Here is a 22,893-nt window from a genome sequence, read left to right as displayed (position 1 = left end):
CATGTCGCAATCCGCAATCAACGGCGGGCTGAACGTCAAACGCAGCCTGCTGGATGCCGTTTTGGCCGGGCTGATCGCCCTGATCGTGTTCGGGCCGATCGTCGGCATCGTGCTGAACGGCTACAGCTTTAACTTCGAGCCGCACCGGCTGGTGTGGATCATCGTCGCGGTGATGGCCGGGCGGCTGCTGCTGAGCCTGTTCCTGCAAACCGCGCCGGGTCGCAAGGTGCTGGCGCGCTTCGACGGCGGCAACGACGGCGTGTACGTGCGTCCGCTGGGGTATAAATCCAATCTGCGCTGGTTCCTGCCGCTGATGGCGGCGATCGCGCTGCTGTTCCCGTTCGTCGCCACCAAATACCTGCTGACGGTGGCGATCCTCGGCCTGATCTACGTGCTGCTCGGACTGGGGCTGAACATTGTGGTCGGGTTGGCGGGGCTGCTCGATCTGGGGTACGTGGCGTTTTACGCCATCGGCGCCTACGGGCTGGCGTTGGGCTACCAGTATCTCGGGCTCGGTTTTTGGGCGATGCTGCCGCTCGGGGCGCTGATGGCGGCGTTGGCGGGCGCGCTGCTGGGCTTTCCGGTGCTGCGGATGCACGGCGACTATCTTGCCATCGTCACGCTCGGGTTCGGCGAGATCATCCGGCTGGTGCTGAACAACTGGATGTCGCTCACCGGCGGGCCGAACGGCATTTCGGTGCCGGCGCCGACGGTGTTCGGCCTGGAGTTCGGCCGGCGCGCTAAAGACGGCGGGGTGCCGATCCACGAGTTTCTCGGCATCGATTACAATCCCAATCTCAAGTTCATCTTCATCTACGCGATGCTGTTTTTGGTGGTGCTGCTGGTGCTGTACATCAAGCACCGGCTGACGCGCATGCCGATCGGCCGCGCCTGGGAGGCGCTGCGCGAGGACGAGATCGCCTGCCGCTCCCTCGGGCTGAACCACGTGCTGGTGAAGCTGTCGGCGTTTATGCTGGGCGCTTCCACCGCCGGGCTGGCGGGGGTGTTTTTCGCCACTTACCAGGGGTTCGTCAACCCGACCTCGTTCACCTTTTTCGAGTCGGCCCTGATTCTGGCGATCGTGGTGTTGGGCGGCATGGGCTCCACCCTCGGCGTGGTGCTGGCGGCCTTTGTGCTGACGGTGGCACCGGAGCTGCTGCGCAGCTTCGCCGAATACCGGGTGCTGCTGTTTGGCGTGCTGATGGTGGCGATGATGATCTGGCGGCCGCGCGGGCTGGTGCGCATCAGCCGCGCCAGCTTTGCGGAACGCAAGGGGGTGGCGCCATGAGCGACGCCATTTTGCGGGTGGAACACCTGATGATGCGCTTTGGCGGCATCAAGGCGCTGAACGACGTCAATCTGGAGGTGGAGCGCGGTTCCATCACCGCCCTGATCGGCCCCAACGGCGCCGGCAAGACCACGGTGTTCAACTGCCTGACCGGTTTCTATCGCGCCACCGGCGGTGCGATCCTGCTCAATACCCACAAGCGGCCGACCGACGTGATCCAGGTGCTGGGGCAGAAGTTCCGCGCCGGCGACTGGATACGCCCGAAGCGGCTCGGTTCGCGCCTCTATTACAAGATGTTCGGCGGCACCCACCTGGTCAACCGCGCCGGGCTGGCGCGCACCTTCCAGAATATCCGCCTGTTCCGCGAAATGTCGGTGGTGGAGAACCTGCTGGTGGCGCAGCACATGCAGAGCAACCGCAACCTGATCGCCGGGGTGCTGAATACGCCGGGCTACCGCCGGGCGGAAAGCGCCGCGCTCGATCACGCCTTCTATTGGTTGGAGGTGGTGGATCTGGCGGACTGCGCCAACCGGCTGGCGGGGGAGATGTCCTACGGCCAGCAGCGGCGGCTGGAGATCGCGCGCGCCATGTGCACCGCGCCGGAGATGATCTGCCTCGACGAACCGGCCGCCGGGCTGAACCCGGTGGAGACGGCCGCGCTGAGTCGCATCATCCGCTTCCTGCGCCAGCATCACGGCATCACGGTGCTGCTGATCGAGCATGACATGGGCATGGTAATGGAGATCTCCGATCGGGTGATCGTGCTCGATCACGGCGATGTGATCGCCCGCGGCACGCCGCAAGAGATCCAGCACAACGAGGCGGTGATCGCCGCCTACCTGGGCGCGGACGAAGAGGAGCTGGCGGGATGAGCGAAGCGATGTTGGAATTTCGCGAAGTGGACGTGTTTTACGGGCCGATCCAGGCGCTGCGCCAGGTGTCGCTGCAGGTGAACGCCGGGGAGACGGTGGCGCTGATCGGCGCCAACGGCGCGGGCAAGTCCACGCTGTTGATGTCGATCTTCGGCCAGCCGCGCATCGCCGGCGGGCAGATCCTGTTTGGCGGCGAGGACATCAGCCGCCGCTCCACGCACTTTGTTGCCAGCAGCGGCATCGCGCAGGCGCCGGAGGGGCGGCGCATCTTTCCGGACATGAGCGTGGAGGAGAACCTGCTGATGGGCACCATCACCGTCGGCAATCGCTACCTGGAAGAGGATTTGCCGCGCATGTTCGAACTGTTTCCGCGCCTGAAAGAGCGGCGCAACCAGCGGGCGATGACCATGTCCGGCGGCGAACAGCAGATGCTGGCGATCGCCCGCGCGCTGATGAGCCGGCCGAAGCTGTTGCTGCTGGACGAGCCGAGCCTGGGGCTGGCGCCGATCGTGGTGCGGCAGATCTTCGGGGTGCTGCGTGAACTGACCCGCAGCGGCATGACGCTGTTTCTGGTGGAGCAGAACGCCAACCATGCGCTGAAACTGTCCGATCGCGGCTATGTGATGGTCAACGGCCAGATCCGCCTCACCGGCAGCGGGGAAGAACTGTTGAACGATCCGCAGGTGAGAAAGGCGTATCTGGGCGGCGGCTGACAGCCGCCTGCGGGCAGGGAAGCCCGCGTTCATTTTTCGGCGTCGCGCTCTTGGCCATCGTACTGCGAGCGGGCTGCCCTGAAGGCGTCGGCGGAGGAGATAATCCACGACCAGAGCGGCAGCATGTTGAGCAGCATTTCTTCCCCGGCCTCGGTGATGGTGTAAACCACGCGGGGCAGTTTTTCCTGATAATCGCAGCGCGATATCAACCCATCCCGCTCGAGATGGCGCAGCGTCCGCGTCAGCATTCTCTGCGTCACGCCCGCTAATTGGCGGCCTAGTTCGCCGTGGCGCAGCGGCCCGTGGGTACCCAGGAGATGCAATACGCCCAGCGACCAACGGTTGCCCGCATGCGCGAGGATCTCGCGCTTCAGCCCTTCATCGTCGTTGCTCAATGCTTCACAGAACGCTTGCGAAAATTGCAGCAGCGCTTCCCGATCGCTCGTCATATTCCTCCCCGGTATCACGCGTGTACCTAATTGAACCCGTTTTTGTCAGCTGTCAGGATGACGCAGTGTCAAGACAGGAGGCAAGCATGAAATCCACCAATCCATCCATCAATACCGTGCTCATACTCGGCGCCGGCGAACTGGGGCTGCCGGTACTGCGAGCGATGAGCCGGCAGGCTCGGTTATCTCCATCTTTAAAAATCAGCGTACTGCTCCGGCCGGAGGCCGCCCGCGCCGTGAGCGGCCCGCTCCGGGCGCGGCGGGATGAGCTGGCGCGGCTCGGGATCGCCGTGGTGGAAGGCGATCTGCAGCAAAACGGCGTGGAGGCGCTGAGTGCGCTATTCCGTTCCTTCGACGCGGTGATCAACTGCAGCGGCTTTGTCGGCGGGGCGGGCACGCAGATAAAGATCACCCAGGCCGTCTTGCAAGCGGGCGTGGCGCGCTACTTCCCGTGGCAGTTCGGCGTGGACTACGATGTTGTCGGCAAAGGCAGCGGGCAGCCGGTGTGGGATGAACAGCTCGAGGTGCGTCACCTGCTGCGCGCGCAGAGCGCAACGGAGTGGGTGATTGTTTCCACGGGCATTTTCACCAGCTACCTGTTTGACTCGGGTTTTGGCGTGGTGGATGCGGAACGCAAAACCGTGCGCGCGCTGGGCGACTGGCAGTATGCGGTGACGCTGACCACTCCCGAGGACATTGGCCGGCTGACGGCCGCGATTTTTTTCCATCGGCCCGCGTTTCGCAACCAGGTGGTCTATATCGCCGGGGACACGCTGACCTACCGTGAGCTTGCCGATCTTATGCAGGCGCACTGGGGTGTGGAGGTCAACAGAGTCCTGTTGGACAAAAAGCGGCTGCAGGCGGAGGTGCGGAATCATCCGCATGACGTTGGCGCAAAATACCGGCTGGCTTTCGCCCGACCCGACGGCGTGGCCTGGGATAAGGCGAACACCTTCAATGCGCGCCAGGGCATGGCCGTCACTACCGCCGGCCAGTGGCTGGCTTCTCAGGGCGGTTAATCGCCTGTGCGCCGCAGTCAGAACTGGCGCTGCATCCAGCGCACGTTCAGCCGCACCAGCGCGATGATGGCGCTGGAGAGCAGCCGCAGCCCGCCGGGCATGTCGCGGCGGCGAATATCCAGCAGCAGCACGGTGCGCACCTGCGGGCTGTCGTTCCATACCTCGTGCTCGAAGGTATCGTCCCACAGCATGAACTCCCCCTCGTGCAGCCGGTATTCGCGGCCGTCCACCTTCAGCACCGCCGCCGGCGCGCCGTCGGCGCGTTTGGGCATGTCCAGCACCAGATAGCCGCGCAGAATGCCGCGGAACGGGCCGCGATGGGGCGGCACCTGTTTGCCGGGCGCCAGGAAGGAGAGCGACGCGGACAGCACGTCCGGCGAGGAGGCGATCAGCGCCGCCAGCGTCGGACAGCGTGCCAGGTTGCGGGGGATGGGCTGGCCATAGGCCTTCATGATGAACATGCGCCAGTCGCGCGCGTCGTTGGCGGAGATGGACGCCTGCTGGCTCATGATCTCGTGGAAGCGCGGGATATTGTGCAGATCGTGGGCGACCGTCAGCGCCTCTTCGCGGATCTGCCGCCATTGGGCGGTAAAGCGTTCGGCGTCGGGGAAGAGGGCCGCGCTGTCAAGCACCGGCTGGCCCTGGATGCGGCGATCGTAAACATTGCGCAGGGCAAGTACGGACCAATCATAAATCGCGGACATCATAATGACCTCGCCTCAGGAAATGCCAAAGGGACACTGCGCGGGTCTTCGGCGCGGCGCGTGGACGGCCGGGGAAGAGCGGCAGGAAAAATTGGTACGCTTCAATAGATTAGCACAGCATTTTGGCAACCGTGCGTCGGTGGGCGTGTCGATGGGCGGTGAAAAAAACCACACAATTAAAATGTGACGCGTATCGCATTTAGCGGGCCGGTTGGTTAAAATATCGCGACTTGCCCGCACCTGTCCGGATTTTTTTACCATGGAACACGCTCCCGTTTCCCGCTCAACCGCCTGGTTGCGCGTGGTCATCCTCGCCGTCTCGGCCTTTATATTCAACACCACCGAGTTTATTCCGGTCGGTCTGCTGAGCGATATCGCCGCCAGCTTTTCGATGCAAACCGAACAGGTCGGCTTGATCATTACCATTTACGCCTGGATCGTTGCCGCCGCCTCGCTGGCGTGCATGCTGCTGACCAGCAAGATCGAGCGCCGCAAACTGTTGATCGGCGTGTTCATGCTGTTTATCGCCAGCCACATACTGACCGCTGTGGCCTGGAACTTTACCACGCTGGTTATCTCGCGCGCCGGCGTGGCGCTGGCGCACTCGGTGTTCTGGTCGATCACCGCCTCGCTGGCGATCCGCGTGGCGCCGCCGGGCAAGAAAGCCCAGGCGCTGAGCCTGCTGGCGGGCGGCACCGCGCTGGCGATGGTGCTCGGGTTGCCGCTCGGGCGGGTGGTGGGGCAGTTGCTCGGCTGGCGCATGACCTTTATCGGCATCGCGGTGTGCGCCACCCTGGCGCTGGTGCTGCTGTGGCGCCTGTTGCCGGTGCTGAAAAGCGAGCACTCCGGTTCGCTGGCCAGCGTGCCGCTGCTGTTCAAGCGCCCGGCGCTGGTGGCGCTGTACATGCTGACCATCATTGTGGTGACGGCGCACTTCACCGCCTACAGCTACATCGAGCCGTTTATCCAGACCGTGGCCGGGCTGTCGGAGAACTTCACCACGCTGATGCTGCTGCTGTTCGGCGCCGCCGGCATCGTCGGCAGCCTGCTGTTCAGCCGCTACAGCGAGCGTTTTCCTTCCGGCTTCTTTATCGGCGCCATTACGCTGCTGGCCCTGAGCCTGCTGCTGCTGTTGCCGGCCGCCGGCAGCGAAAGCCATCTGACGGTGCTGTGCATCTTCTGGGGCATGGCGATCATGGCGATCGGTCTGTCGATGCAGGCCAGGGTCTTGAGCCTGGCGCCGGACGCCACCGACGTGGCGATGGCGATCTTCTCCGGCCTGTACAACTTCGGCATCGGCAGCGGCGCGCTGCTGGGCAACCAGGTGAGCCTGCATCTGGGCATGGGCAACATCGGCTTCGTCGCCGCGCCGCTGGCGCTGATCGCCCTTGGCTGGTGCTTGCTGAGCGCCTACCGCAGCGAACGGCTGCAGCACCACCACAGCCGTTAAGCGGCCGCGTTTCCCTGTCTTCCTGAGCCGGCGGCTGCGCCGGCCTCTTCAGCAAAAAAACTCGCGATCATGCGAAAATTATTCCGTTATCACTGCCTTTGCGCCTGCCGTACTGTTAACCCGTCCAAAATCCAATTCGATACCGAGCGGGGAACACGTCATGAGCACTCTTACCGCGCCCGATGGCGCACGCATTTTCTATAAGGATTGGGGCCGCGGCCAGCCGATCCTGTTCTCGCACGGTTGGCCGCTGTCCGCCGATGCCTGGGACAACCAGATGCTGTTTTTCGGCCAAAGCGGGTTCCGCGTGATCGCCCACGATCGCCGCGGCCACGGCCGTTCTGATCAAACCTGGCACGGCAACGACATCAACCAATACGCCGACGATCTGGCCCTGCTGATCGAAACGCTGGATCTGCGCGATCTGATCCTGGTCGGCCATTCCACCGGCGGCGGCGAAGTGGCGCGCTACATCGGCCGTCACGGCAGCGATCGGGTGGCGAAAGTGGTGCTGGTCGGCGCCGTACCGCCGCTGATGCTGCAGACGCCGGTCAACCCAGAGGGCACGCCGATGGCGGCGTTTGACGGCATTCGCAGCGGCGTGGCGGGCAACCGCTCGCAGTTCTTCAAAGAGCTGGCGGTGCCGTTCTACGGCTTCCAGTGCGACGAGGTGGAGAGCAACGCGGGGCTGATCGACAGCTTCTGGCTGATGGGCATGCAGGGCGGCGTGAAAGGGCAGTACGACTGCGTGCGCGCGTTCTCCGAAGTGGATTACACCGCCGATCTGCTGGCGATCGACAAGCCGACGCTGCTGGTGCACGGCGACGCCGATCAGATCGTGCCGATCGGCGCCTCGGCGCTGAAAGCCGCTAAGCTTATGCAACAGGCGGAGCTGAATGTTTACGCCGGCGGCTCTCACGGTTTGGCGCAGGCCGATCCCGATCGCTTCAACGCCGATCTGCTGGCCTTCATCCAGAATTCGCCGTTTTAAGGGGGCGCGATGAACCTGACTGTTATCGCCGCCCGCTGCGCGCAGCGGCTGCACGCGCCTGCGGTGCGCTGGGTGTTGCTGCTCGCGATCTGCGCCGCCTATATTCAGGGCGGGCTGGTCAAGGCGCTGAACGTTGAGGGCGCCATCGCCGAGATGGCCCACTTCGGCCTGCAGCCGGCGGCGCTGTTCGCCGTGCTGGTGACGCTGCTGGAACTGGCGGCGTCGGCGCTGATCCTGAGCGGTTTTTATCGCTGGCTCGGCGCGTTGGCGCTGGCCGGTTTTACCCTGATGGCGACGCTGATGGCCAATCCGTTCTGGCAGTTCGACGGGGCGGAGCGCGGCCAGATGATGAACGGATTTTTTGAACACCTCGGGCTGGCCGGCGCGCTGTTGCTGGTGGCATTTAACGATTTGAAGGAGCGAACGGATGGCTGAACAGACGGAGAACAAGGCGGCGGCGGGCGGCTTCGCGCCGCTGAAAATTCCATTATTTGCGGTGCTGTGGGGCGCCACGGTGCTCGGCAACGTCGGCAGTTTTATGCGCGACGTCGCCAGCTCGTGGCTGATCACCGACCTGTCGAGCAACCCTTCGGCGGTGGCGCTGATGCAAACCGCCGCCACGCTGCCGGTGTTCCTGCTGGCCATCCCGGCCGGGGTGCTGTCGGACATTCTCGACCGGCGACGCTTTCTGATCTTCGTGCAAATTCTGCTGGCCTGCGTCAGCGGCAGCCTGCTGGTGCTGTCGCAGACCGGCGCGCTGACGGTGGAATACCTGCTGGCGCTGACCTTCGTCGGCGGTATCGGCGCGGCGCTGATGGGGCCGACCTGGCAGGCGATCGTGCCGGAGCTGGTGCCGCGCGCCGAGCTGAAAAACGCCGTGGCGCTGAACTCGCTGGGCATCAACATCGCCCGCTCCATCGGCCCGGCGGCCGGCGGTTTGCTGCTGGCCAGCTTCGGCGCCGGCGCGGCCTACGGCGCGGACGTGATGAGCTATGTGCTGGTGATCGCGGCGCTGCTGTGGTGGAAGCGGCCGAAGGTTGAGGACAGCGGCCTGTCGGAACACTTCTTCGGCGCCTTCCGCGCCGGGCTGCGCTATGCCCGTTCCAGCCGCGAGCTGCACGTGGTGCTGCTGCGGGCGGCGGTGTTCTTCGCCTTCTCCAGCTCGGTCTGGGCGCTGCTGCCGCTGGTGGCGCGCCGCATGCTGGGCGGCAGCGCCGGTTTTTACGGTGTCCTGCTGGGGGCGGTAGGCGCCGGGGCGATCATCGGGGCTATTGTGCTGCCGCGCCTGCGCCAGCGGCTAAACGCCGACGGGCTGGTGTTGCTGGCGGCGGTACTGACGGCGGCGGTAATGGCGGCCCTGTCGTTGGCGCCGCCGCAGTGGCTGGCGGTGGTGCTGCTGTTGGTGCTGGGCGCCGGCTGGATCATTGCGCTGACCACGCTCAACGGCGCGGCGCAGGGCGTGCTGCCTAACTGGGTGCGCGGCCGCGGCCTGGCCATCTATCTGATGGTGTTCAACGGCGCGATGGCGGCGGGCAGCCTGTTGTGGGGGCTGGTGGCGCAGGAGCTGGGCGTGGCCGCCACGCTGCTGGTCGGCGGCGTCGGCCTGTTGGCGGCGGGGCTGCTGTTCCACCGCCTGCGTCTGCCGACCGGCGAGGCCGATCTGCAGCCGTCGAACCATTGGCCGGAGCCGTTGGTTAACACGCCGGTCGAGAACGATCGCGGCCCGGTGATGATTCAGGTGGAGTACCGCATTCGCGAGCAGGATCGGCCGCAGTTCTTGCGCACGCTGCTGATGCTGGAGCGGGCGCGTCGCCGCGATGGCGCTTACGCCTGGGGCATCACCGAGCACACCGGCGATCCGGAATGCATCATGGAGTGGTTCCTGGTGGAGTCCTGGGCGGAGCATCTGCGGCAGCACCAGCGGGTATCGCACGCCGACGCCGATCTGCAGCAGGAGGCGCTGCGCTTCCATATCGGCCCTGAGAAACCGGTGGTGCATCACTTCCTGTCGCTCGACCGGCGTCAGGTGAAGCATTAACTGCACGGCCAGGCGGTGAGAAGGTGCTATGCTTTTGGTCGGTTCGGCGGCGCGGCCGCCGTAAGACGAATGTAGTCAGCACAGGGAGACATATTGATGACGGCACCTTCTGCTTTTGCCCGCGAGCTTGGGCTGCGCTATCCGATCGTTCAGGGGCCGATGAACGGCGCGTCGCCGCCGGCGCTGGCGGTGGCGGTGAGCAACGCCGGGGCGCTGGGATCGTGCGCGGCGGCGCTGTTTTCCCCGGCGGTGATCCTCGAGCGCGTGCAGCAGATCCGCGCGCAGACCGCCGCGCCGTTCAACATCAATCTGTTTCTGCTCGATGAGCAGCACCCGGATCTCGCCGAGCTCAAGCGCGCCCAGCACCTGCTGCGGCCGTTCCGCGAAGCGCTGGGGCTGAGCGAGCCGCCCATGCCGGCCCAATTCGCCGAAAACAACCGCGACCAGATCGCGGCCCTGCTGGAGGCTGCGCCGCCGGTGGTCAGCTTCACCTTCGGCGTGCTGCCGCGCGCCACGGTCACGCAGTTCAAGAAGGCCGGCTCGCGGGTGATCGGCACCGCCACCACGGTGGCGGAAGCCCGCGCCTGGGAAGAGGCGGGCGCCGACTTCGTCTGCGTCTCGGGCGCGGAGGCGGGGGGGCATCGCCCGACCTTCCTTGGCGATATCGAACAGTCCTGCGTCGGCCTGATGGCCCTGTTGCCGCAGGTGGTGGCGGCGGTGAAGATCCCGGCGATTGCCGCAGGCGGCATCATGAACGGGCGCGGCATCGCGGCGGCACAATTGCTGGGCGCGCAGGCGGCGCAGCTGGGCACCGCGTTTCTGTGCAGCCCGGAGTCGGGCATCGCCGAAGCCTGGCGAGCGGCGCTGCGCAACGCCGGCGATGACAGCACGCGCTTGACGCGCGCCTTCAGCGGCCGCCCGGCGCGCGGCATCGTCAATGATTTCATGCGGCAGATGCGCGCGGAAGAGGCGCAGATCCTGCCTTATCCGGTGCAGAACGCGCTCACCGGCGATATTCGCCAGGCGGCGGCCAAGGCCGGACGCGCGGAGTTTATGTCGCTGTGGGCCGGGCAGGGCGTAGGCCTGGCGCGGCCGATGCCGGCGGCGGAGCTGGTCGCCACGCTGGCGGCGGAGCTGGAAGCGGTGTGACCTCGTCGGCGCGATTTATTGCTGTGGCAATGTAAAAAGACGCCGGGGTGAGGCCTGAGAGAGATAAACAGTCCGGCGTGAAGGCCGGACTGCGGGTTTGCCTTGGCTAGACGAGAATATCGGCGGAAGCGTCGACATGCCCAACGATTTTGACAAGGAAATCAGGCAATTGATTGCCGGAGAGATTGATGGCCAGATCGGTGACATTCTGCTGCGCGTCATAATTCAGCGCCGCTTCATACAACGAGCCGCTTAAACTATCCACGAAGTGCAATTCGCTCCCTTCGGCCTTAGCCGTCTGGTTGAGCCACGACAGGTCGATTTTATCCACCGCCGTCTGGAAATCGCGGATCCAATCCGGCGCGGCGGCTTGGCTGTCGCCGGCTTCGCGGAAGACGAAGGTGTCCGCGCCTGCATTGCCCCAGAGCTGATCGGCGCCGCCGGCACCGTAAATGATGTCGTTGCCTGCACCGCCTTTTAACGTATTGTTCAGCGCGTTGCCCACAAGAATGTCGGCGCCGCTGCCGCCGATGATATTTTCAATCTGCGCGCCGTAGGCGATGGCGATATTCGCCTTCAAGCCGCCTACATCAGAGAATGCGCCTTCGTTAATGTTGATGCGCTGATCCTGGCTGTAGCCTGAAAAATCCAGCGTGTCATTGCCGCCGGCATCCCAGATAGCCGCCACGATTTTGTCCGTGGACGCCTTAACGCTCAAAAAGTCTCTGTCCGTATTCGAGTTGAAACCATAGGTGGTATCGCCGGTGCGCGTGGTGGTATTCGCGCCGTAAAGCTTCTGTATGGCGGTAATATCATCCAGCTGCGGCCCCGATGGCCAAACGCCTTTATAGTCAGCGCTGGTGTATTGTTCGTTAAAATAGCTCATCAAAGAATATTGATGGTCGTCTTCATAATACTTCGCCGAGTTGGCGTAGGTGGGGTAGGTGGCATTTGACGCATCATAATTGCCGGGATGAGAAAGCCCCAACGCATGCCCTATTTCATGGGTGAGTGTATCCCTGGCGTAATTATTGGTTTGCGGATTGGAGGCGTCGTAGCCGTTATTGCCGCTGATCCAAATGGTGCTTTTGAGATTGCTCTGCGTACTTTCATACGAGGTGTAATTGCCCCCGCTGGCCGCCTTATAAAAACCAAACTTTATATCTGCATTTTTCGCGTCGTTGCCTTTAACCTCGGTGAACGTGATGTTGGCCACATCCGACCAGGATTGCAATGAAAGCTTGGTTTGGGCTTGCTGGGCGGCGGTAAGCTGCGCGGCGCCCGTCTTGTCGCTGCCCGTATAGACGGGGAAAGAGTAGGTCAAGGTAGCCGCATGGTCGGTCACGCCTTTGCCATTGGCGGAATAATGGCTCCTCAGCAGCAGATCTGAAACCTCTTGCGTGGTATATGACGGTTTACTGTTCCCCGCGTGATCGCCTCTTTCATAATGGGTTAAATAATCGGAAATTTTATCGGTCGCTAATGACATATCAAACTCCTTTGGACGTTGACAATATTGCACCTAACGCTCTATATGCTCGTACACAGGTTTGAAAATCAGGGGTAATTAAAGTGATATCATTGGCTTGCCTCCTTGGTCTGGCTTGAATATTGCGTTCAAGCGGAATATATCCTTATCATTAATCACGGTGAGGAATTAATTGTGCACTGTGATTGAGTTAAAGCAGTATAAACACAATTATTTTATTAATGAGTTATTCTTATATGAATCTTTTACATAAGATATGAGTAAAAGACGTGTTTAAATAACTCGTTGGAATTAAATCTTTATTTAATATTTCTCTGTAATCGGCGCGCGTCGTTTGCGTCGCTGATTTATCTTTCTGCTTTTCCAGCTTTTTATCTGTGAAATGCGGTGAGTAGCTGCCATTGCCGTAACGCATAGAGGCGGCCGCACGCCGGCTGTCGTCATTAATCGGATACGGGATTATTGAGGGCGCCCGCGTACACCGATTAACTTGCCTGATGCTTAAAAACTGTAGGTGCCCTGCGCCAGGACGAAGTTCATGCTTTTCAGCCCGGCATGGTGCTGCAGGCTGTTGCTGACGTCGAAGTAAACATAGGCCACCTTGAACTGAAGATCGCTGCGCGGTGTCCAGGTTGTTTCGACCTGATACTGGTTGCCGATAAAGCGCGAGCCCTGCGCGCTGCCTTTCACCGGGCGCATCGGGCCGAGGTAGAAGGCATCCTCGCGGCGTTGCCGCCATAGCGCGTCCCAGCTGAAGTCGATGGACAGGGTTTGCCACGGCGTGATCGTGACCGAAGGATGGATGGCGATCAGGTTCGCCGGCGCCACCAGCCCGTTCTCGGTCAGGTAGGGCAGCTTGGGATACATGGCGTTAAAGGTATTGAGTTGTCCGTCGTGACCGTTTTTATCGCCGCTGGCGATGCCAATCTTGCCGCCGAAGCGCGGCCGCCAGCGCCAGCCGTTCGCCGTATAGCCGGCGTGCGCCGACGCCGACCAGGCGCGGATGTTGCGCTGTTCCGCGCTGCCGAACTGCCAGGCGGCCTCATTGTCCCAGTCGAAGCCCTGCGCCGCGCCGAAAATGCGCGCGCCGACGGTGTAGCGCCGCTCTTGCCCGCTGAGCTGCGTGTAGTGGGCGTCGTTATCTTCAAAGCCGAAGGTATAAAGATCGAGCGAGGAAGCCAGCGGCGTCAGCGGTGTGGTGCCGTACAGCCCCCATACCTTTTGGCTGTTGTCGGTATCGTCGTCGAAACTGCCGGTTTTGAGCGTAATGGGGTGGCCGATAAAGGCGTCGAGGCGGTTTTTGTCCTTGACCCAGCTGGCGCGGATAGCGTCGAAGGAGCGGCGTACGTTGGGCCCGTCGCGGGTGCCCAGCAGGTGCAGCGAGCCCAGCGCAATCTCCTGGCGGCCGATCCGCAGGGTGCCGAGGCCGTAGGCGGTGGGCAGTTTCATATCCACATAGCCCTGGCCGAGGTAGGCATGATCTTCGTCGGTCGGCTTGCGCCCGCGGTCGCGCGGCGTGGCCAGCGACGATCCCACCTGCACATAGGCGCCGACATAGTCGCCGTAGTCGAGGCGCGCGCCAACCAGCAAGCGCTGCATGAAGGTGTCGTCGCGTCCGCCGTTCAGATCCCGCTGATCCGTCCATTCATAGCGCTCGCGCAGTGAACCGTCGAAAGACAACGTGGCCGCATCGCCCAACGGGATGTTTTTCCAGGGGGAAGCGGCGGGCTCCGCCGCCAGCGCGGGGAGCGTGGAGAACAGCAACAGTGCGGGTAGCGTGCGTTTCATCATGGATATCCGAAGAAAAAAGCGCGCCGCAGCGCGCCTTGGGTTTATTTAGCCGTCTGGTGAATTTCTGCGATATAGCCGCCGGGGAAACTCACCAGCGCCGAGGCGCGGCGTTCCGCCGCCGTCGAACGCCACAGCACCTGCGCGCCGCTGGCCGTCGCTTTGGCCAACGTGGCCGACAGATCGTCGACGCCATAGCCGGTGCGCTCATGGCCGAACGGATAAGGCAGATGCCCGTCGGTGACGAAAATGCGCGTTTTGCCGAAGCGGGAGTCCAGTTCGATCTGGCGGATCTTGCCGTTGCCGTTACGGCCGATCGCCGCATCGCTGACTTGCGCGTCGCTCGCCACCTTGGCGTGCGAGAATGCCCGATAGCTGTTCAGGAAGTCGTCGACGCGATAGGCGGAGAGGTACAGGCGGTTTTCCGGCACGCTCAGCAGCGGCTTGTAGTTGGGCGCTTTGGTGTGCCAATAAAGCTGCATGTTGACGCCGCCGGGCCACTGGATCACCGCGTCGCGGCCAATCGGATCGTCGAAGGGTTCGACCTGCACATCGGCGCCGGCGGCCTTGGCTTGCCGAATGGCGGCGTCCATATCCCTGACCAGAAAACCGTTGCGCTCAGCGCCAAACGGATGCGGGATCGGCGTTTTGAAATCGAACACCGAGAAGCTGCCGGCCGGCGTCAGTATCAGCTGGGAGTAGGTTTCGCTGGGCGTGGGCGTGACGTTGACCAGCACGCGTTCGGTGCTGGTGCCGCCGAAGGTTTTCAGGATGCTGTCGACAAAGGCATCCATCTTGCCGCGTTCGACGTAGACATGGGTGGTGTCATACTGCGGCCCTACGGCGACAGACGCCGTATCGGCCGCCCATGACATCGCCGGGAGCAGCAGCGCAAGGGCCGATATCCTCAGCCGACGAGAAGAAATGCCGATAATATGTTGCATGTTGACCTCCAGGTAGCGGTTATTTTCCTGAGTGAAGCGTAATTTCCCATGAGCTTTCCCGTCGGCTGAAAAATAAAAACGAAAAGCGCAATGCGCGCCGTGAAACATTAACGAAGGGCGAACGTCAGGCGCCCAGGCGAATATCGCGCAGGTGCATAACATCTATTTTTATGGCGTAAAACGATGGGGCGCCTTTGCCGGCCAAACCCGCTGCCGCTAAGGGACGGCGATGATGAGACCCGCCTCGCCGCGTGTTGAGGTGTATCGAGGATAATCCATAACGGTCATCTCCTTGATGGGATATATCGCATTAACGATGTGAGTTTACGCTCTTCATTGCCCTCTAAATATAAATACAGCATTAAAAGAATTGCCGCCCATCAAATTTTTATATGACTTGTTGAGTAAATACGAATAAGCGGGAAAAGAGAATATCGCGGCGCCTGACAGGGCTCGCCGAAGCAGGCCGTTGAGGGGGCTTACGCCAGGTTTGGGCGATCGTCGTAAGGGTTGTTGAGGTTCTTTGCGGGAAGGAACAGCGCGAAGATCAGCATCACATAGGGTGTGAAGCAGAACCAGGTCAGGCACCAACCACCGGAGTAACCCGCATCGTGCAAACGGCGCACATTGGCCGCTAGCATAGGCAGCAAAAACGCTGCAAGCGCGAAAATGGAAATCTCATTCATCTTGCTGGCGATAACAGCGAGATAAAGCAGAAACCAAACGTGCTGGCACAAAAGCAGCATTGAGTAAGGCCCACGGCTTTCGCGGCCTGAGTAGGTGAAGGTCTTTTTGTAACAGTTGAGTAGACTATTCAGGATTCTCGGTTGTTTAGACATTGCGTGCTGATTGTCCTGACTTGTTGACGAGCCATAGCGACGAACAGGTTAAAACCAGAGAAATAAGCGCTGGGCCAGCAAGGTTAAACTGTTCAATAGCAATTGCATCCATCGGGATTTTGTTGAGAGGTTCCAGGAACTTGCTCTTAAGTATCAAGATGACGAGAAGGTAGACGAAGTGGATACCCACCCAAGTGCTATAGATAACGGCATATCGTCTAAGGGATTTTGATTTTTTTGTCAGTACGATCTGCGTCAGGATGATGACACCGCACAAAATGAAAATCCCGGCGGCCTTAAACTGGGTAACGACCGTTGCTGCAACGTCAGAAACAAACAATGTTTTCCCGGCAAAGTAGAGCTTTGCCATTGGGAGGTGCAGAAAATAACCAATAAAACCATAAATGACTATCAGACTAATGAACAGCATCGTTTTCTTCATTTTTTTAGCTCCTTGGCGCTGCTCAAGGATAACATCAAATTTTTCATTTCTAGTTCAGTACGAATCATTATCAGATTCTTGGTCGTCTTGTTGTATTTTGCCATTGCAGTAGGGGCTGATTGTCCACCGTTGCTCATAATGAATGAGACGTCTTTCCTGCCATAGAGCTTCATCTCTGGGATAGGATCTTGGCCATAAATGTAAGGTGTGGGTACGTTAATCTTATAGGACTTTCCTAAAAATTCGGGGAGGGGTGCTTTTGCTCCATCCAGAGGTGTTATTCTTGTTTCAAATCCGGCGAACTCCAGTGAATAGAGCGTGCTGCCCCCTTGTTTGTCTCTACTGACCAAGTCGTTGCCCATCAGTATCTTAAATTTTTCCCAAATGCCGAGCTGTGTATAGTCGATCTTTCGCCCCTCCCATAAAACCTCTTGTTCCTTACGCAATTGGTAGACGTAGCGCTGGATTTGTACAGCAGAAGGAGAGAAGTGTCCTATGGACGGGAGTCCATTTTTGCTGAAAATTTGTTCTTTAATGATAAATATTCCTGTTTCTCCGTAAACATTAATATCGTCCATGATTACTCCTATTTTATTGATTTTTAATATTTTTAAATTGTCTTCGTATACATTTAATCGCCTAACCTATCATGGGGTTATAAATTTTATCAATCAGTTAGTCATTTTTATGTGTTGTGTCGTCGGTTTTTACCCTCAAATAAAAAAGCCCGCCGACTTACCGTGGCGGGCTTTGTGCTGTCGCTAAGTTACGCCAGATCGAAACGATCGAGGTTCATCACTTTGTTCCAGGCGGCGACGAAGTCGTGGGCGAACTTCTCTTGCCCGTCGGCGCTGCCGTAGACTTCGGCCAGCGCGCGCAGCTGCGCGTGCGAACCGAACACCAGATCGACGCGGGTGCCGGTCCATTTAACCGCGCCGCTGCGGCGATCGCGGCCTTCGAACAGGCCGTCTTCACCGACCGGGTGCCAGGTGGTGCCCATGTCGAGCAGGTTGACGAAGAAGTCGTTGGTCAGCGCCTGCGGGCGATGGGTGAACACGCCGTGCTGCGTGCCGCCGACGTTGGCGCCGAGCACGCGCAGCCCGCCGATCAGCACCGTCATTTCCGGCGCGGTCAGGGTCAACAGCTGCGCCTTGTCGACCAGCAGCGTTTCGGCCGGCACGCGGTATTTGCCCTTCAGGAAGTTGCGGAAACCGTCGGCGAGCGGCTCCATCGCCTCGAAGGAGTCCACGTCGGTCTGTTCCTGCGAGGCGTCCATGCGGCCCGGGGCGAACGGCACCGTCAGGGTGAAACCGGCGTTCTTCGCCGCCTGTTCCACGCCCGCCGCGCCGGCCAGCACGATCAGGTCCGCCAGCGAGACGCGCTTGCCGCCGGTCTGTGCATCGTTGAAGGCGCGTTGGATGCTCTCCAGCTTGGCCAGCGTCGCGGCGAGCTGCGCAGGTTGGTTGACCGCCCAGTCCTTTTGCGGCGCCAGGCGAATGCGCGCGCCGTTGGCGCCGCCGCGCTTGTCTGAGCCGCGGAAGCTGGAAGCGGAAGCCCAGGCGGTGGAGACCAGCGCCGACACCGACAGGCCGGAAGCCAGCACGGCGTTTTTCAGCGCGGCGATGTCCTGCTCATCGATCAGCGGATGATCGACCGCCGGGATCGGATCCTGCCAAATCAACGCTTCCTGCGGTACTTCCGGGCCGAGGTAGCGCGCGCGCGGCCCCATGTCGCGGTGGGTCAGCTTGAACCAGGCGCGGGCGAAGGCGTCGGCCAGCTCCTCCGGGTGCTCATAGAAGCGGCGCGAAATCTTCTCGTAGGCCGGATCGAAGCGCAGCGACAGGTCGGTGGTCAGCATGGTTGGGCGGCGTTTTTTGTTGGGATCGAAGGCGTCGGGAATGGTTTCACCGATGTCTTTCGCCACCCACTGGTGCGCGCCGGCCGGGCTTTGGCTCAGCTCCCATTCGTATTCGAACAGGTGGCGGAAGAAGTCGTGGTTCCACTGGGTCGGGGTGGTGGTCCAGGTGACTTCCAGGCCGCTGGTGATGGCGTCTTTGCCGACGCCGGTGCCGAAGGTGCTGTGCCAGCCGAGGCCCTGCGCTTCCAGTCCGGCGGCTTCCGGATCGGCGCCGACGTGAGACGCCGGGCCGGCGCCGTGGGTCTTGCCGAAGGTGTGGCCGCCGGCGATCAGCGCCACGGTTTCTTCGTCGTTCATCGCCATGCGGGCGAAGGTTTCACGGATGTCGCGCGCGGCGGCCACCGGATCGGGATTGCCGTCCGGGCCTTCCGGGTTGACGTAAATCAGGCCCATCTGCACCGCCGCCAGCGGGTTTTCCAGATCGCGGTCGCCAGAGTAGCGGCTGTTCGGCCCGCCGCTCAGTTCCAGCCAGATCTTCTCAGAGCCCCAGTAGACGTCGTCCGGCTCCCAAGTGTCGGCGCGGCCGCCGGCGTAGCCGAAGGTTTTGAAGCCCATCGATTCCAGCGCCACGTTGCCGGTCAGGATAATCAGGTCGGCCCAGGAGATGTTGCGGCCGTATTTCTGCTTGATAGGCCACAGCAAACGGCGCGCCTTGTCGAGGCTGACGTTGTCCGGCCAGCTGTTGAGCGGGGCGAAGCGCTGCTGGCCTTCGCCTGCGCCGCCGCGGCCGTCGCCGATGCGGTAGGTGCCGGCGCTGTGCCAGGCCATGCGGATGAACAGGCCGCCGTAGTGGCCGAAGTCCGCCGGCCACCATTCCTGCGAGTCGGTCATCAGGGCGTGCAGATCCTGTTTGACCGCCGCCAGATCGAGGCTGTTGAAGGCATCGGCGTAGTTGAAGTCTTTATCCATCGGATCGGACAGGGGGGAGTGCTGGTGCAGTGGTTTCAGGCTGAGCTGATTAGGCCACCAATCCTGATTGGTGGGGCCGTTCTGCGGTGCGGGCTGCTTGCCGCCCGAAAACGGGCATTTGCTTTCAGTTGTCATAATGCGCTCTCTGCTTCCGTAAAGATGCTCCAGCCGCCGGGCGTGGAGCGGTTAACAAGGCATGTGGGTAAGGCTTGCGTCGGGTGTTGCGCTAAATAACTGAACTCAATCGATTTACGTCACCCTCGCCGCCAACGGGCAAAGGGGGACATAGGGCTAAGCTTAGTCAGCGGCGGCGGAGAGATAAAATAGGAATGAGTGAATATTGTGATAGCTTGCGGCGATTTATGGGTGTGCTATTGATAGTCAACGCGCCGCGTTATCGGCGCCGCAACATGAACGCGAGCACCGCGTCCGCCAGCTTGCCGAACGGCGCGCGCAGCAGGTCGGTAAAGCGCCAGCGGCTCTGGATGAAAACGCCTTTGGCGTGGCTCAGCGCCCGAAATCCTTCGATGCCGTGACAGGCTCCCATGCCGCTGGGGCCGATGCCGCCGAACGGCAGATCGTCCTGGGCGAAGTGCAGCAGGGTGGCGTTGATGCTGACGTTGCCGGAGGCGGTGCGCGCCAGCAGCCGGTCCCGATCCTCGCCCGGCGGGCCGAAGTAGTAGAGCGCGAGCGGGCGGGGCGCGGCGTTGATAACGTCGATCGTTTCATCAAAGGCGGCGTAGGTGCGCACCGGCAGCAGCGGCCCGAAGATCTCTTCTTGCATGATCGCGCTGTCATCGGGGGCGCCGACGATAAGCGTAGGGGCCAGCGTGTTCGGCCGTTCAGACGCCGAGTCCGGTCGGTGGCCGACCGGATGGAGTTGCGCGCCGCGCGCCTGTGCGTCGGCAAGCAGCGCTTGCAAGCGGTGGTAGTGCCTGTCGTTGATGATGGCGCCGTAGTCGTCGCCGGTTGGCCCGTCGGGATAAAAGCTTTTAACCGCCGCGTCATAGAGCGCCATGAAGCTTGCCAGATCGTCCTGATGAACCAGCAGGTAATCGGGCGCGATACAGGTTTGGCCCGCGTTCGACAGCTTGCCGAACGCCACGCTCTTGACGTTTCTGGCGTTAACCGCGCCGCGCGCCATGACGGCAGGGCTTTTACCGCCCAGTTCGAGCGTTAACGGCACCAGATGTTTGCCGGCCGCCTGCATGACCTGACGGCCGATCGCCGTGCTGCCGGTGAACACCAGATGGTCGAACGCCAGCTCGCTGAATCTGGCCCCGACGTCCGGCCCGCCGGTCACGACGGCGACCTCATCGGTGGGAAACAGCGCCGCCAGCATCGTTTCGATGAGGCGGCTGGTATGCGGCGTGAGCTCCGAAGGTTTCAGCATCACGCGGTTGCCGGCGGCCAGGGCGGTGGCCAGCGGGATGAAGGTCAACGAAAACGGGTAGTTCCACGGCGCCATGATGCCAATCACGCCCTTGGGCTGATATTGCACATAGGCGCGTGCGGCCTGATACGGCAGGGCGACGTGGCGGCGCTCCGGCTTCATGAAGCGTTTCAGGTTGCGTAGCAGGTAATCGATCGCCTGAACGGTGACCAGAATCTCCAGAATGTCGGTTTCGTAAGGCGAACGGTGGCCGAAGTCCGCGCTGACGGCCGCCGCCAGCGCGGCGCGCTGGGCCAGAATGGCGCTCCGCAAGCGGCGCAGGGCGGCCTTGCGCTGTTGCATCGTCGGCGCGCCGTCGCGCAGGAAGGCGTGGCGCTGGGCGGCAAGCCGCGGCTCCATCGTCATGAGGATGTCATCTCCCTGCACTTGAATTCTCCTGATGCCGAGTGAAAGCGGGAATGCGGTTTGCCGAATTGTGTTTGACCTTAAAGTGAACTTTAAACCTATACTCGTTAAACGATCAACGCAAGATCGTCGGCCAACCGGGATGAGGGAGCCAGAGATCCCGGCGCCGTGCGCAGTATAAACCTTCTTTTTTAACCATAGTGTAAATGGGAGAAACGACATGGGTTATGTAACGACCAGCGATGGCGTCGAGATTTTCTACAAGGATTGGGGCCCAAAAAACGGCAAGGTTATCTACTTCCACCACGGCTGGCCGCTGTCCAGCGATGACTGGGATGCCCAGATGCTGTTCTTCGTGAACAAAGGGTTCCGCGTGGTTGCGCACGATCGCCGCGGCCACGGCCGCTCCAGCCAGGTGTGGGAAGGGCACGACATGGATCACTACGCCGATGATGTCGCCGCGGTGGTAAAACACCTCGGCGTACAGGGCGCCATGCACGTGGGCCACTCGACCGGCGGCGGCGAGGTGGTGCGCTACATCGTGCGCCACGGCGAGGACAAGGTGTCCAAAGCGGTGCTGATCAGCGCGGTGCCGCCGCTGATGGTGAAAACGGACAGTAACCCGCAGGGCACCCCAAAATCGGTATTCGATGATTTCCAGGCGCAGCTGGCCGCCAACCGGGCGCAATTCTATTACGACGTGCCCGCCGGCCCGTTCTACGGCTATAACCGTCCGGGCGCCAAACCGTCGGAGGCCATTATCTGGAACTGGTGGCGGCAGGGCATGATGGGCGGCGCCAAGGCGCACTATGACGGCATCGTCGCCTTCTCGCAGACCGATTTCACCGAAGATCTCAAGAAGATTGCCATTCCGGTGCTGGTGATCCACGGCGACGACGACCAGGTGGTGCCTTATCAGGATTCCGGCGCGCTGTCGGCCAAGCTGGTGCAAAACGGCACGCTCCATACCTATAAGGGCGCGCCGCACGGCATACCGACCACCCATGCCGATCAGGTCAACGCCGATCTGCTGGCGTTCGTGAACAGTTAAGCGCGAACAAGCACTTTTGCTCCGCCCTGAGTGGGCGGAGTTTTTTTCATTGCGATGAGGAACGCCAATGCAAACGATCCTGGGCGCCAGTGGCCAGATCGCCCAAGAGCTGGCGCGTGAACTGAAGCGCGCGTACACCGATGATTTAAGATTGGTCAGCCGCAACCCGAGGAAGGTCAACGACAGCGATACGCTGGTCGCGGCCGACCTGCTCGATGCACAGCAGACCCTGGCGGCGGTGAAGGGCAGCGACGTGGTGTATTTCGCCGCCGGCCTGCCGCCGGATTCGGCGCTGTGGGAGCGGCAATTTCCGACCATGCTGCAGAATGCGTTGGACGCCAGCCGTACCGCGGGCGTGCCCTTTGTTTATTTCGACAATACCTATATGTATCCGCAGAACGGCGAGCCGCAGACGGAATCGACGCCGTTCGCGCCTCGGGGGCGCAAGGGACGGGTGCGCGCCCTGATGACCGAGAAGGTGCTCGACGAGATGGAGCGCAAGCAGATCCCCGTGCTGATCGGCCGTGCGCCCGAGTTTTATGGGCCGGGAAAAACGCAGAGCTTCACCAATGCGCTGATCGTCGACAGGCTGAAAGCGGGGGAAAAACCGCGCGTGCCGGTTCGCGACGACAGGCTGCGCACGCTGATCTGGACGCCCGACGCCAGCCGTGGGTTAGCCCGGCTCGGCAATACGCCCGACGCGTTCGGCCAGACGTGGCATCTCCCGTGCTGCGACGAGCGGCTCACCTATGCGCAGTTCGCCGCGTTGGCCTGCGAGGTGTTTGGGAAGGACATTTCATATTCCGTTATCGGCAAATGGGCGTTGATCGCCGCGGGGTTGGTTTCGTCCGGGGCGCGAGAGATGCGCGAGCTGCTGCCGCGCTACGAGCACGATAACCTGTTCGACTCGACCAAGTTCAAACAGCGTTTTCCCGACTTCGCCGTCACGACGTATCGCGCCGGGCTGGAAACGATTTGGCGGGAGTGGAAAAACGCGCAAGCGCCGCGCTGAGGCGTCCGTCGCGCCATGAGCAGGCGCATT

General features: G+C 61.6%; 21 protein-coding genes. 11 read left to right on the top strand and 10 right to left on the bottom strand.

Annotation, left to right across the window (positions count from 1 at the left end):
- Position 1: 1 nt before the first annotated feature.
- From livM to ACJ8IP_RS07805, 3 genes are read left to right on the top strand one after another with little or no spacing between them, the layout of a single operon-like run.
- Positions 2-1,288, top strand: a complete 1,287-nt coding sequence (gene livM, locus ACJ8IP_RS07815) for a high-affinity branched-chain amino acid ABC transporter permease LivM (protein ID WP_042785016.1) — start codon at positions 2-4, stop codon at positions 1,286-1,288.
- A complete protein-coding gene (locus tag ACJ8IP_RS07810; protein WP_033643750.1) occupies positions 1,285-2,160 on the top strand; it encodes an ABC transporter ATP-binding protein in 876 nt (291 codons plus the stop codon). Before livM ends, ACJ8IP_RS07810 begins: the two co-directional genes overlap by 4 nt.
- Positions 2,157-2,873 (top strand): ABC transporter ATP-binding protein, encoded by a 717-nt coding sequence (locus ACJ8IP_RS07805; RefSeq protein WP_197755859.1) that lies wholly within the window; start codon positions 2,157-2,159, stop codon positions 2,871-2,873. Before ACJ8IP_RS07810 ends, ACJ8IP_RS07805 begins: the two co-directional genes overlap by 4 nt.
- A 29-nt stretch (positions 2,874-2,902) precedes the next feature.
- Here ACJ8IP_RS07805 and ACJ8IP_RS07800 read toward each other — a convergent pair whose 3' ends face one another.
- Positions 2,903-3,322 carry a winged helix-turn-helix transcriptional regulator gene (locus ACJ8IP_RS07800; protein WP_033651871.1) on the bottom strand — a complete coding sequence of 140 codons (420 nt, stop codon included), beginning with the start codon at positions 3,320-3,322 and terminating at the stop codon, positions 2,903-2,905.
- 86 nt (positions 3,323-3,408) lie between these two features.
- Here ACJ8IP_RS07800 and ACJ8IP_RS07795 point away from each other — a divergent pair, with 86 nt between their 5' ends.
- Entirely contained in the window at positions 3,409-4,341 is a 933-nt protein-coding gene (locus tag ACJ8IP_RS07795) for an aromatic alcohol reductase (protein ID WP_442524355.1), read from the top strand.
- 17 nt (positions 4,342-4,358) lie between these two features.
- Here ACJ8IP_RS07795 and ACJ8IP_RS07790 read toward each other — a convergent pair whose 3' ends face one another.
- The gene (locus ACJ8IP_RS07790; RefSeq protein ID WP_028127723.1) at positions 4,359-5,045 is read right to left on the bottom strand and encodes an aspartyl/asparaginyl beta-hydroxylase domain-containing protein; all 687 of its coding nucleotides are present in this window, start codon (positions 5,043-5,045) and stop codon (positions 4,359-4,361) included.
- A gap of 259 nt (positions 5,046-5,304) precedes the next feature.
- Here ACJ8IP_RS07790 and ACJ8IP_RS07785 point away from each other — a divergent pair, with 259 nt between their 5' ends.
- The 5 genes from ACJ8IP_RS07785 (at position 5,305) to ACJ8IP_RS07765 (ending at position 10,673) form a co-directional block, all read left to right on the top strand.
- Positions 5,305-6,495, top strand: coding sequence for a sugar transporter (locus ACJ8IP_RS07785; protein ID WP_042785012.1), 1,191 nt, complete (start codon positions 5,305-5,307; stop codon positions 6,493-6,495).
- A 160-nt stretch (positions 6,496-6,655) separates the two neighbouring features.
- The gene (locus tag ACJ8IP_RS07780; protein ID WP_033651868.1) at positions 6,656-7,486 is read left to right on the top strand and encodes an alpha/beta fold hydrolase; all 831 of its coding nucleotides are present in this window, start codon (positions 6,656-6,658) and stop codon (positions 7,484-7,486) included.
- Between the two features lie 9 nt (positions 7,487-7,495).
- Positions 7,496-7,921 carry a DoxX family protein gene (locus tag ACJ8IP_RS07775; RefSeq protein ID WP_164106614.1) on the top strand — a complete coding sequence of 142 codons (426 nt, stop codon included), beginning with the start codon at positions 7,496-7,498 and terminating at the stop codon, positions 7,919-7,921.
- Positions 7,914-9,524, top strand: coding sequence for an MFS transporter (locus ACJ8IP_RS07770; RefSeq protein WP_164106616.1), 1,611 nt, complete (start codon positions 7,914-7,916; stop codon positions 9,522-9,524). The genes ACJ8IP_RS07775 and ACJ8IP_RS07770 overlap by 8 nt, the downstream gene beginning before the upstream one ends.
- Positions 9,525-9,620: 96 nt before the next feature.
- Positions 9,621-10,673, top strand: coding sequence for an NAD(P)H-dependent flavin oxidoreductase (locus ACJ8IP_RS07765; RefSeq protein WP_042785008.1), 1,053 nt, complete (start codon positions 9,621-9,623; stop codon positions 10,671-10,673).
- Positions 10,674-10,779: 106 nt separating this feature from the next.
- On the opposite strand, the gene ACJ8IP_RS07760 is transcribed toward ACJ8IP_RS07765, so the two are convergent.
- The 8 genes from ACJ8IP_RS07760 to ACJ8IP_RS07725 all read right to left on the bottom strand — a co-directional run bounded on the left by ACJ8IP_RS07760 (position 10,780) and on the right by ACJ8IP_RS07725 (position 20,800).
- On the bottom strand, positions 10,780-12,162 hold the full coding sequence (locus tag ACJ8IP_RS07760) for a serralysin family metalloprotease (RefSeq protein WP_042785007.1): 1,383 nt from the start codon (positions 12,160-12,162) through the stop codon (positions 10,780-10,782).
- Between the two features lie 501 nt (positions 12,163-12,663).
- On the bottom strand, positions 12,664-13,950 hold the full coding sequence (locus ACJ8IP_RS07755) for an alginate export family protein (RefSeq protein WP_442524354.1): 1,287 nt from the start codon (positions 13,948-13,950) through the stop codon (positions 12,664-12,666).
- A 44-nt stretch (positions 13,951-13,994) separates the two neighbouring features.
- Positions 13,995-14,894 carry a VOC family protein gene (locus tag ACJ8IP_RS07750; RefSeq protein WP_033651863.1) on the bottom strand — a complete coding sequence of 300 codons (900 nt, stop codon included), beginning with the start codon at positions 14,892-14,894 and terminating at the stop codon, positions 13,995-13,997.
- Positions 14,895-15,373: 479 nt separating this feature from the next.
- The gene (locus ACJ8IP_RS07745) at positions 15,374-15,733 is read right to left on the bottom strand and encodes a DUF805 domain-containing protein (RefSeq protein WP_046896410.1); all 360 of its coding nucleotides are present in this window, start codon (positions 15,731-15,733) and stop codon (positions 15,374-15,376) included.
- On the bottom strand, positions 15,726-16,175 hold the full coding sequence (locus ACJ8IP_RS07740; protein WP_164106622.1) for a hypothetical protein: 450 nt from the start codon (positions 16,173-16,175) through the stop codon (positions 15,726-15,728). The genes ACJ8IP_RS07745 and ACJ8IP_RS07740 overlap by 8 nt, the downstream gene beginning before the upstream one ends.
- Entirely contained in the window at positions 16,172-16,753 is a 582-nt protein-coding gene (locus tag ACJ8IP_RS07735) for a hypothetical protein (protein WP_049866697.1), read from the bottom strand. Before ACJ8IP_RS07735 ends, ACJ8IP_RS07740 begins: the two co-directional genes overlap by 4 nt.
- Before the next feature lie 188 nt (positions 16,754-16,941).
- A complete protein-coding gene (gene katG, locus ACJ8IP_RS07730) occupies positions 16,942-19,137 on the bottom strand; it encodes a catalase/peroxidase HPI (protein ID WP_187048194.1) in 2,196 nt (731 codons plus the stop codon).
- A gap of 259 nt (positions 19,138-19,396) precedes the next feature.
- Positions 19,397-20,800 carry a coniferyl aldehyde dehydrogenase gene (locus ACJ8IP_RS07725; protein ID WP_223524784.1) on the bottom strand — a complete coding sequence of 468 codons (1,404 nt, stop codon included), beginning with the start codon at positions 20,798-20,800 and terminating at the stop codon, positions 19,397-19,399.
- 220 nt (positions 20,801-21,020) lie between these two features.
- Between ACJ8IP_RS07725 and ACJ8IP_RS07720 the strand changes: the two genes are divergently transcribed.
- Together ACJ8IP_RS07720 and ACJ8IP_RS07715 are read left to right on the top strand one after the other, a co-directional pair.
- Complete coding sequence (locus ACJ8IP_RS07720) at positions 21,021-21,851, top strand: alpha/beta fold hydrolase (RefSeq protein ID WP_033643735.1); 831 nt, start codon at positions 21,021-21,023, stop codon at positions 21,849-21,851.
- 67 nt (positions 21,852-21,918) lie between these two features.
- Positions 21,919-22,863 (top strand): NAD-dependent epimerase/dehydratase family protein, encoded by a 945-nt coding sequence (locus ACJ8IP_RS07715; RefSeq protein ID WP_046687430.1) that lies wholly within the window; start codon positions 21,919-21,921, stop codon positions 22,861-22,863.
- Positions 22,864-22,893 lie beyond the last annotated feature (30 nt).

The sequence above is a fragment of the Serratia sp. CY52157 genome, assembly GCF_052168495.1.
GTDB lineage: Bacteria > Pseudomonadota > Gammaproteobacteria > Enterobacterales > Enterobacteriaceae > Serratia > Serratia ureilytica.
Note: the sequence above shows the minus strand (reverse complement) of the source record. Positions and strands in the feature narration are given on the sequence as shown.

Bases quoted from the DNA above. Each gene is read 5' to 3' on its own strand.
- livM (WP_042785016.1), top strand. From the start codon at position 2: ATGTCGCAATCCGCAATCAACGGCGGGCTGAACGTCAAACGCAGCCTG.
- ACJ8IP_RS07810 (WP_033643750.1), top strand. From the start codon at position 1,285: ATGAGCGACGCCATTTTGCGGGTGGAACACCTGATGATGCGCTTTGGC.
- ACJ8IP_RS07805 (WP_197755859.1), top strand. From the start codon at position 2,157: ATGAGCGAAGCGATGTTGGAATTTCGCGAAGTGGACGTGTTTTACGGG.
- ACJ8IP_RS07800 (WP_033651871.1), bottom strand. From the start codon at position 3,322: ATGACGAGCGATCGGGAAGCGCTGCTGCAATTTTCGCAAGCGTTCTGT.
- ACJ8IP_RS07795 (WP_442524355.1), top strand. From the start codon at position 3,409: ATGAAATCCACCAATCCATCCATCAATACCGTGCTCATACTCGGCGCC.
- ACJ8IP_RS07790 (WP_028127723.1), bottom strand. From the start codon at position 5,045: ATGTCCGCGATTTATGATTGGTCCGTACTTGCCCTGCGCAATGTTTAC.
- ACJ8IP_RS07785 (WP_042785012.1), top strand. From the start codon at position 5,305: ATGGAACACGCTCCCGTTTCCCGCTCAACCGCCTGGTTGCGCGTGGTC.
- ACJ8IP_RS07780 (WP_033651868.1), top strand. From the start codon at position 6,656: ATGAGCACTCTTACCGCGCCCGATGGCGCACGCATTTTCTATAAGGAT.
- ACJ8IP_RS07775 (WP_164106614.1), top strand. From the start codon at position 7,496: ATGAACCTGACTGTTATCGCCGCCCGCTGCGCGCAGCGGCTGCACGCG.
- ACJ8IP_RS07770 (WP_164106616.1), top strand. From the start codon at position 7,914: ATGGCTGAACAGACGGAGAACAAGGCGGCGGCGGGCGGCTTCGCGCCG.
- ACJ8IP_RS07765 (WP_042785008.1), top strand. From the start codon at position 9,621: ATGACGGCACCTTCTGCTTTTGCCCGCGAGCTTGGGCTGCGCTATCCG.
- ACJ8IP_RS07760 (WP_042785007.1), bottom strand. From the start codon at position 12,162: ATGTCATTAGCGACCGATAAAATTTCCGATTATTTAACCCATTATGAA.
- ACJ8IP_RS07755 (WP_442524354.1), bottom strand. From the start codon at position 13,950: ATGAAACGCACGCTACCCGCACTGTTGCTGTTCTCCACGCTCCCCGCG.
- ACJ8IP_RS07750 (WP_033651863.1), bottom strand. From the start codon at position 14,894: ATGCAACATATTATCGGCATTTCTTCTCGTCGGCTGAGGATATCGGCC.
- ACJ8IP_RS07745 (WP_046896410.1), bottom strand. From the start codon at position 15,733: ATGTCTAAACAACCGAGAATCCTGAATAGTCTACTCAACTGTTACAAA.
- ACJ8IP_RS07740 (WP_164106622.1), bottom strand. From the start codon at position 16,175: ATGAAGAAAACGATGCTGTTCATTAGTCTGATAGTCATTTATGGTTTT.
- ACJ8IP_RS07735 (WP_049866697.1), bottom strand. From the start codon at position 16,753: ATGGACGATATTAATGTTTACGGAGAAACAGGAATATTTATCATTAAA.
- katG (WP_187048194.1), bottom strand. From the start codon at position 19,137: ATGACAACTGAAAGCAAATGCCCGTTTTCGGGCGGCAAGCAGCCCGCA.
- ACJ8IP_RS07725 (WP_223524784.1), bottom strand. From the start codon at position 20,800: ATGACGATGGAGCCGCGGCTTGCCGCCCAGCGCCACGCCTTCCTGCGC.
- ACJ8IP_RS07720 (WP_033643735.1), top strand. From the start codon at position 21,021: ATGGGTTATGTAACGACCAGCGATGGCGTCGAGATTTTCTACAAGGAT.
- ACJ8IP_RS07715 (WP_046687430.1), top strand. From the start codon at position 21,919: ATGCAAACGATCCTGGGCGCCAGTGGCCAGATCGCCCAAGAGCTGGCG.